Source organism: Streptomyces sp. W16 (genome assembly GCF_033194735.1).
In the GTDB taxonomy this organism is placed as follows: Bacteria; Actinomycetota; Actinomycetes; order Streptomycetales; family Streptomycetaceae; genus Streptomyces.
In genome coordinates, this window is the sequence record NZ_JAWOAI010000451.1 from 1 (window position 1) to 8,366 (window position 8,366).

Sequence of the window (8,366 nt, forward strand, 5' to 3'; positions counted from 1 at the left end):
CCGCCCCAGCTGCCGAGCGGCGCCCCGCAGCTGCCGCCCGGCCCCGGCGGCCAGGGTGGTCCGCAGGGCCAGGGTCCGATGGGACAGGGCCCCATGGGCCAGGGTCCGATGCAGGGCCAGATGGGCCAGGGGCAGATGGGCCAGGGCCCGATGCAGGGTCAGATGCAGCAGATGGGCCAAGGCCCGATGCAGGGTCAGATGGGCGGCCAGCCCCCCATGCAGCAGCAGATGGGCATGGGCGGACCGATGGGCGGCGGCATGCCGCAGCAGGGCCCCGGTGGCGACAGTGCCGCCCGTGTCCTCTCGCTGGCCCAGCAGACCGCCGACCAGGCGATCGCCGAGGCCCGTTCCGAGGCCAACAAGATCGTCGGCGAGGCCCGTTCGCGCGCCGAGGGTCTTGAGCGTGACGCCCGTGCCAAGGCCGACGCCCTGGAGCGGGACGCGCAGGAGAAGCACCGCGTCGCGATGGGCTCCCTGGAGTCCGCCCGCGCCACGCTGGAGCGCAAGGTCGAGGACCTGCGCGGCTTCGAGCGCGAGTACCGCACGCGTCTGAAGTCCTACCTGGAGTCCCAGCTGCGTCAGTTGGAGACCCAGGCCGACGACTCGCTGGCTCCGCCGCGCGCTCCGGCCGCCGCGTCGCTTCCGCCGTCCCCGGCGCCCTCGATGGCCCCGGCAGGCGCGAGCGCCCCGTCGTACGGCGGCCCGCAGGGCATGGGTGGCATGGGAGGCCCGCCTCCGGCCGGTCCGTCCTACGGCGGCCAGCAGCAGATGTCGCCGGCGATGACCCAGCCGATGGCTCCGGTACGCCCGCAGGGCCCGTCCCCGATGGGCCAGGCTCCCTCGCCGATGCGCGGCTTCCTGATCGACGAGGACGACAACTGACCGGCCTGTAGTACGCCTCAGGCGTCGGCAGCGTTCAAAGGGCGGGGCCCCGGATCTTCTTCCGGGGCCCCGCCCTTTTGCGTGGGCTGACCGGCCTCGGCCTTCAGGGGCGCGGGGCTGTATCGATTTGCGGCTCCGCCGCGTGGGCGCACGTCTCCTGGTCCTACCCGAGGCAGTGAGAAAGGGCCCGCCCTCCTTCGCGGAGACCGGGCCCTTTCTCGCACCAGTGGTGCTTACGCCTTACGCAGGCGGAACACCAGCGACAACCCCTCGTCCGTGAACGGGACGCCGTACGTGTCGTCCGCCTCACCTTGGGCGAAGTCCGTCGCCAACACCTCGTCGGCGATCAGGCCCGCGTGCTCGGCCAGCGCCGCGATGACCTCCGGGTCGGTCGACGTCCAGCGCAGCGTGATCCGGTCGGCCACGTCCAGGCCACTGTTCTTGCGGGCCTCCTGGATCAGCCGGATCGCGTCACGGGCCAGGCCCGCCTGCCGCAGCTCCTCCGTGATCTCCAGGTCGAGGGCGACCGTCGCACCCGAGTCGGACGCCACGGACCAACCCTCGCGCGGGGTCTCTGTGATGATCACCTCATCCGGAGCCAGCGTGATGGTCTCGCCGTCCACCTCGACGGTCGCCGTGCCCTCGCGCAGGGCGAGGGACAGGGCAGCCGCGTCGGCGTTCGCGACGGCCTTCGCCACGTCCTGGACGCGCTTGCCGAACCGCTTGCCCAGGGCGCGGAAGTTGGCCTTCGCCGTGGTGTCGACCAGCGAGCCGCCGACCTCGCTCAGCGAGGCGAGCCCCTCGACGTTCAGCTCCTCCGTGATCTGCGCGTGCAGTTCGCGGTCCAGGGCGGCGAAGCCCGTCGCCGCGATCAGCGCGCGGGACAGCGGCTGGCGCGTCTTGACGCCCGACTCCGCGCGCGTGGCCCGGCCCAGCTCCACCAGGCGCCGTACGAGGACCATCTGCTTCGACAGCTCCGGGTCGATGACGGACAGGTCAGCCTCCGGCCACGAGGACAGGTGGACGGACTCGGGGGCGCCCGGGGTCACCGGGACGATCAGGTCCTGCCAGACCCGCTCGGTGATGAACGGGGTCAGCGGGGCCATCAGTTGGGTGACCGTCTCGACGACCTCGTGCAGGGTGCGCAGCGCGGCCTTGTCGCCCTGCCAGAAGCGGCGACGGGAGCGGCGGACGTACCAGTTGGACAGGTCGTCGACGAACGCCGACAGGAGCTTGCCGGCGCGCTGGGTGTCGTAGGACTCCAGAGCCTGTGTCACCTGGTCGGTGAGCGCGTGGAGTTCGGACAGCAGCCAGCGGTCCAGGACCGGGCGGTCGGCCGGGGCCGGGTCCGCCGCGCTGGGCGCCCAGTCGGACGTGCGCGCGTACAGGGCCTGGAAGGCGACCGTGTTCCAGTACGTCAGGAGCGTCTTGCGGACGACCTCCTGGATCGTGCCGTGGCCCACCCGGCGTGCCGCCCAGGGGGAGCCGCCCGCCGCCATGAACCACCGCACCGCGTCCGCTCCGTGGCGGTCCATCAGCGGGATCGGGTCCAGGGTGTTGCCCAGGTGCTTGGACATCTTGCGGCCGTCCTCGGCGAGGATGTGGCCCAGGCAGACCACGTTCTCGTACGACGACTTGTCGAAGACCAGGGTGCCGACGGCCATCAGCGTGTAGAACCAGCCGCGGGTCTGGTCGATGGCCTCGCTGATGAACTGCGCCGGGTAACGGGACTCGAAGAGTTCCTTGTTCTTGTGCGGGTAGCCCCACTGCGCGAACGGCATCGAACCCGAGTCGTACCAGGCGTCGATGACCTCCGGCACGCGGGTCGCCGTCTCGGCGCACTGGGGGCACGGGAACGTGACCGCGTCGATGAACGGGCGGTGCGGGTCGAGGGCCGACTGGTCGGTGCCCGTCAGCTCGGTCAGCTCCGCGCGTGAGCCCACGACCGTGAGGTGGTCCTCAGTGCAGCGCCAGATCGGCAGCGGGGTGCCCCAGTAGCGGCTGCGGGACAGCGCCCAGTCGATGTTGTTGTTCAGCCAGTCGCCGTACCGGCCGTGCTTGACGGTGTCCGGGAACCAGTTGGTGTTCTCGTTCTCCTGGAGGAGGCGGTCCTTGACGGCCGTGGTGCGGATGTACCAGGAGGGCTGCGCGTAGTACAGGAGCGCGGTGTGGCAGCGCCAGCAGTGCGGGTAACTGTGCTCGTACGGCACGTGCTTGAAGAGCAGGCCGCGGTCCTTGAGGTCCTCGGTGAGCTTTTCGTCGGCCTTCTTGAAGAAGACACCGCCTACGAGCGGGACGTCCTCGGCGAAGGTGCCGTTCGGGCGGACCGGGTTCACGACCGGCAGGCCGTACGCGCGGCAGACCTTGAGGTCCTCCTCGCCGAAGGCGGGGGACTGGTGGACCAGACCCGTACCGTCCTCGACCGTCACGTACTCGGCGTTCACCACATAGTGGGCCGGCTCCGGGAACTCCACGAGCTCGAACGGACGTTGATACGTCCAGCGCTCCATCTCGGCGCCGGTGAAGCTCTCACCGGTGGTCTCCCAGCCCTCGCCGAGGGCCTTGGCGAGCAGCGGCTCGGCTACGACGAGCTGCTCCTCGCCGTTCGTCGCGACGACGTAGGTGACCTCGGGGTGGGCGGCGACGGCGGTGTTGGAGACGAGCGTCCAGGGGGTCGTCGTCCAGACCAGGAGTGCGGCACGGCCGGCCAGCGGACCGGAGGTGAGCGGGAAACGGACGTACACGGAGGGGTCGACGACGGTCTCGTAGCCCTGCGCCAGCTCGTGGTCGGAGAGGCCCGTCTGGTCGCGCGGGCACCAGGGGGCGACGCGGTAGTCCTGGACCAGCAGGCCCTTGTTGAAGATCTCCTTGAGGGACCACCAGACCGACTCGATGTACTCGGGGTCCATCGTGCGGTACGGGTCTTCGAGGTCGGTCCAGTACCCCATGCGGGTCGTCAGGGCCTCGAAGGCGTCGGTGTGCCGGGTCACGGACTCACGGCACCTGGCGTTGAACTCGGCGATGCCGTACGCCTCGATGTCCTGCTTGTCGGTGAAGCCCAGCTCCTTCTCGACCGCCAGCTCCACAGGGAGGCCGTGGCAGTCCCAGCCGGCCTTGCGGCCCACGTGGTAGCCGCGCATGGTCCGGAAGCGGGGGAAGACGTCCTTGAAGACGCGCGCCTCGATGTGGTGGGCGCCCGGCATGCCGTTGGCCGTGGGCGGGCCCTCGTAGAACACCCACTCGGGGCGCCCCTCGGACTGGTCCAGGGTCTTGGCGAAGATCTTCTGATCGCGCCAGAAGTCGAGCACGGCGTGCTCCAGCGCGGGCAGGTCGACCTGGGCGGGCACCTGGCGGTACGTCGGCGTTGTCATCAGCGAGCTTCCTCCGGCGGACTTTCTGCCTTCCGTCCGGAGGGACGAGAGCTACGACTTTCCGTACGCCGTGTGCGGCGCGCTCCCGCGGTACCACCCTCCTTGGCTCCCCGGTGCACCCTGCGCACCAGTGAGCCCCCTCATTGGGGTCGCGATACCGGGTCTACTCGCCGCGGCCGGTCGGCTGCGGCTTTCTTCCGGCGGCTCCGGGGTGATCTTCACGTCGCGCCGGCCCCCGGGCTTCCACCGTCCCCGGGTCGCTCTGGGCTGCGTACGCCGCTACTCGTCCCCATCCACGCTTCTCGCTCCGCCCAGTGTACGGGCCCGCGCCGACAGCGGCCGACCGGTTTTGCGAGGGCCTCGAAGGGGGCTTTCGCGGGTGCTTCGCGCGGGGGGCCGGGCGGGGGCTTTCCGGCCTCTCGACTGACTCGAATGGCGCTGAACGTGCGTTCGGGTTCCGGGGTGCCGGGCTCGGCGGATTACCCGGCGGGGAGCTGGGCACAACGCATGAAGGCTCGCCGCGCGGGGCCGGAGGGGTGGACGAATCGGGCGGCGTGCCCCGTTGCCGCGGGACTCAAGTCGATTTATCGTCCCAGCACGATTCGCGTGCGTGATCACAAAATGTGAAGGGGCCGCGGCCATGGTGGCGAAGAAGACCGCAACGAAGAAGACCGCGGCGAAGAAGGCGGTCGCTACGAAGGCGGCTTCTTCGGAGAAGGCGACCGGTTCGAAGAAGACGACCGTGAAGAGAACGACCGTGAACAGACCGGCCGCCAAATCGACGGCTGTGAACGCGGAGAAGACGGCCGTGAAGAAGGTGGCTGTGAAGAAGACGGCAACCCCGAAGGCGGCCGTCGCCCTGAGCGAGTCCCCGAAGGGCACCGCCACGAAGACGACGAAGACGACGACGAAATCGACCGCGAAGAAGTCGACGACGAAGAAGTCGGCCGCGAAGCCGGCGGCCGGGTCGACGGCGACCGCCAAGACGACGAACAGCGCGAAGCGCACGAAGAGTGCGGCCAAGAAGGCAACGGCGGGCGCGGCGCAGGCCGCGGAGCAGACGGGAGCCACGACGGTGGTTGCGAAGAAGAGTTCTGGCACGGCCACGGCGGCGAAGACACCCGTTCCCAAGGCGCGGCTCGCCGCGGCGGCCGGACCGGGCGAGCTGGCGGTCCGCCCGGGCGAGGACCCCTGGACGCCTCAGGAGGTCGAAGAGGCCCGTACCGAGCTGCATGCCGACGCCGAGCGGCTGAGCGAGGAGATCACGTCCACCGAGCGGGCCCTCGCCGGTCTGATGCGGGACTCCGGGGACGGCGCAGGCGACGACCAGGCCGACACCGGCACGAAGAACATCACGCGGGAGAGCGAGATGGCGCTCGCCGCCAACGCGCGCGAGATGCTGATCCAGACCGAGCGCGCCCTCGGAAAGCTGGACGCGGGCACGTACGGCCTGTGCGAGAACTGCGGCGACCCGATCGGCAAGGCGCGCATGCAGGCCTTCCCGAGGGCCACCCTGTGCGTCGAGTGCAAGCAGAAGCAGGAACGCCGGTACTGAACGCCCGTACAGAACGCCGGTACAGAGGGTGCCGAGAGGTGTGCCGTACCCTCTTCCTCAGTCAGGTACCTAGGTTCGAGGGACTCACGTGGCAGAGGCGGAGCGCATCATCGGTACGCCGGATACCCCAGAGGCGGCGGGGACCGAGCCGGAGCGGGGCGAGACCGCGCCCCCCAGGGGCAGGCGCCGGATCGCCGTGCTGTTCGCGGTGGCCGCGTTCGCGTACACGCTCGACCTGGTCAGCAAGCTGCTCGTGGTGGCCAAGCTGGAGCACCACGCGCCGATCGAGGTCTTCGGGGACTGGCTGGAGTTCCACGCGATCCGCAACCCCGGCGCCGCCTTCGGCTTCGGTGCGGCCTTCACGGTCATCTTCACGATGATCGCCGCCGCGGTGATCGTGGTGATCGCCCGGCTGGCCCGCAAGCTCTACAGCCTGCCGTGGGCCATCGCGCTCGGCATGCTGCTGGGCGGCGCCCTCGGCAACCTCACCGACCGGATCTTCCGTTCGCCCGGCATCTTCCAGGGTGAGGTCGTCGACTTCATCGCGCCCAAGGGCTTCGCCGTCTTCAACCTCGCCGACTCGGCGATCGTCTGCGGCGGCATCCTGATCGTGCTGCTCTCCTTCCGCGGCCTCGACCCGGACGGCACCGTCCACAAGGACTGAGCGCACGGGATCGGGTAAGGCGGTGTCGGACCCGTCCGGCATACTCGACCGAGTGAGCACAGTTCCCGAGATCCGAAACCTGCCCGTGCCCGACGGCCTGGAGGGCGAGCGTGTCGACGCCGCCATCTCCCGTATGTTCGGCTTCTCCCGTACGAAGGCCGCCGAGCTGGCCGCGGCGGGGAAGGTCACGGTCGACGGCTCGGTGGTCGGGAAGTCCGAGCGCGTGCACGGCGGGGCCTGGCTTGAGGTCGAGATGCCGCAGGCGCCCGCGCCCGTGCAGATCGTCGCCGAGCCGGTCGAGGGCATGGAGATCGTCTACGACGACGATGACGTGATCGTGATCGTCAAGCCGGTCGGCGTCGCCGCCCACCCCAGCCCCGGCTGGACCGGCACGACCGTCATCGGCGGCCTGGCCGCGGCCGGGTACCGGATCTCGACGTCGGGTGCCGCCGAGCGCCAGGGCATCGTGCACCGCCTCGACGTCGGCACCTCCGGCCTGATGGCGGTCGCCAAGTCGGAGCGCGCGTACACCTCGCTGAAGCGCCAGTTCAAGGAGCGCACGGTCGACAAGCGCTACCACACGCTGGTCCAGGGCCACCCCGACCCGACCAGTGGCACCATCGACGCCCCCATCGGCCGTCACCCGAACCACGACTACAAGTGGGCGGTCACCGCAGAGGGCAAGCCGTCGATCACGCACTACGACCTCATCGAGGCCTTCCGCGCGGCCTCCCTGCTCGATGTGAAGCTGGAGACCGGCCGCACCCACCAGATCCGCGTGCACATGGCCGCCCACCGCCACCCGTGCGTCGGCGACCTGACCTACGGCGCCGACCCGACGCTCGCCAAGCGGCTGCGCCTGACCCGCCAGTGGCTGCACGCCGTCCGGCTCGGCTTCGAGCACCCCGCCGACGGCCAGTGGGTCGAGTTCGAGAGCGGCTACCCGGACGACCTCCAGCAGGCCCTGGACCTGGTGCGCGAGGAGACGTACGCATGAGTCCGGCGTCCTACGCGGTGCGCGTCGCCGAGGACCCGGCCGACCGTGAGGCCTGCTTCGCGGTGCGCAAGGAGGTCTTCGTCGTCGAGCAGGGCGTGCCCCAGGAGATCGAGTACGACGACTACGACACCGTAGCGACGCATGTGCTCGCCGTGCGCGAGGACGGGACGCCGCTGGGCACCGGGCGGCTGCTGCACGGTGAGGCGGCTGCGGCGAAGACCGACGGTGATCTCACCGTGGGTTCCCTGGGGCGGCTGGCCGTCACCAAGGAGGCGCGGGGGCTCGGGGTCGGGGTCGCGTTGGTGCGGGCCATCGAAGGCGCGGCACGCGCGCGTGGGCTGGCCGCGGTGGACCTGCACGCCCAGACGCACGCGCTGGGGTTCTACGAACGGCTCGGCTACGAGGCGTACGGCCCGGAGTTCGCGGACGCGGGCATTCCGCACCGGGCGATGCGGCGCGCCCTGTGACCGGCTCTCCAACCTGAGGGCGTCGAAAAGGCTGGTGGGGCGGGCGGCGTGGCAGGCTGGGGCGTCCGCTGTGTGAACGTCGAGATCCCGCCGGAGCCCTGACCGTGGATCAATTGGCCCTGCTTTTCGTCCTGTTGCTCGGGGCCGTGGTGAGCGTCCCGCTGGGGGACCGGTTCGGTCTGCCGGCGCCGGTGCTCATGACCCTCCTCGGGATAGTCCTCGCGGTGGCCGACTTCGTGCCGAACGTGAACGTCCCGCCCGAGCTCATCCTGCCCCTGCTGCTGCCACCGCTGCTGTACGCGGCCGTGCGGCGCACCTCCTGGCGGCAGTTCACGGCCAACATCCGGCCCATCTTCCTGCTGGCCGTGGCGCTGGTCTTCGTCACCACCCTCGCCGTGGCCGCCGTCGCGAGCGCCATCGTGCCGGGGCT

General features: G+C 70.5%; 7 protein-coding genes. 6 read left to right on the plus strand and 1 reads right to left on the minus strand.

Annotated features, from left to right (window positions below):
* A partial coding sequence (locus R6V09_RS39825; protein WP_317886366.1) for a DivIVA domain-containing protein occupies nucleotides 1–882 on the plus strand: 882 nt, incomplete at its 5' end.
* Between the two features lie 233 nt (nucleotides 883–1,115).
* Here the strand turns inward: R6V09_RS39825 and ileS are convergent.
* Nucleotides 1,116–4,253, minus strand: a complete 3,138-nt coding sequence (gene ileS, locus R6V09_RS39830) for an isoleucine--tRNA ligase (protein ID WP_317886367.1) — start codon at nucleotides 4,251–4,253, stop codon at nucleotides 1,116–1,118.
* A 640-nt stretch (nucleotides 4,254–4,893) separates the two neighbouring features.
* Between ileS and R6V09_RS39835 the strand changes: the two genes are divergently transcribed.
* The 5 genes from R6V09_RS39835 to R6V09_RS39855 all read left to right on the plus strand — a co-directional run.
* The gene (locus R6V09_RS39835) at nucleotides 4,894–5,808 is read left to right on the plus strand and encodes a TraR/DksA family transcriptional regulator (RefSeq protein WP_317886368.1); all 915 of its coding nucleotides are present in this window, start codon (nucleotides 4,894–4,896) and stop codon (nucleotides 5,806–5,808) included.
* A gap of 88 nt (nucleotides 5,809–5,896) precedes the next feature.
* Nucleotides 5,897–6,472, plus strand: coding sequence for a signal peptidase II (lspA, locus tag R6V09_RS39840; protein WP_317886369.1), 576 nt, complete (start codon nucleotides 5,897–5,899; stop codon nucleotides 6,470–6,472).
* Between the two features lie 52 nt (nucleotides 6,473–6,524).
* Nucleotides 6,525–7,469 carry an RluA family pseudouridine synthase gene (locus tag R6V09_RS39845; RefSeq protein ID WP_317886370.1) on the plus strand — a complete coding sequence of 315 codons (945 nt, stop codon included), beginning with the start codon at nucleotides 6,525–6,527 and terminating at the stop codon, nucleotides 7,467–7,469.
* Nucleotides 7,466–7,936 (plus strand): GNAT family N-acetyltransferase, encoded by a 471-nt coding sequence (locus tag R6V09_RS39850; protein ID WP_317886371.1) that lies wholly within the window; start codon nucleotides 7,466–7,468, stop codon nucleotides 7,934–7,936. Before R6V09_RS39845 ends, R6V09_RS39850 begins: the two co-directional genes overlap by 4 nt.
* Before the next feature lie 104 nt (nucleotides 7,937–8,040).
* The coding region (locus R6V09_RS39855; protein WP_317886372.1) for a cation:proton antiporter domain-containing protein at nucleotides 8,041–8,366 on the plus strand (326 nt) is incomplete at its 3' end.

Coding starts and splice junctions, on each gene's coding strand:
- R6V09_RS39850 (WP_317886371.1), top strand. CDS start 7,466: ATGAGTCCGGCGTCCTACGCGGTGCGCGTCGCCGAGGACCCGGCCGAC.
- ileS (WP_317886367.1), bottom strand. CDS start 4,253: ATGACAACGCCGACGTACCGCCAGGTGCCCGCCCAGGTCGACCTGCCC.
- R6V09_RS39835 (WP_317886368.1), top strand. CDS start 4,894: ATGGTGGCGAAGAAGACCGCAACGAAGAAGACCGCGGCGAAGAAGGCG.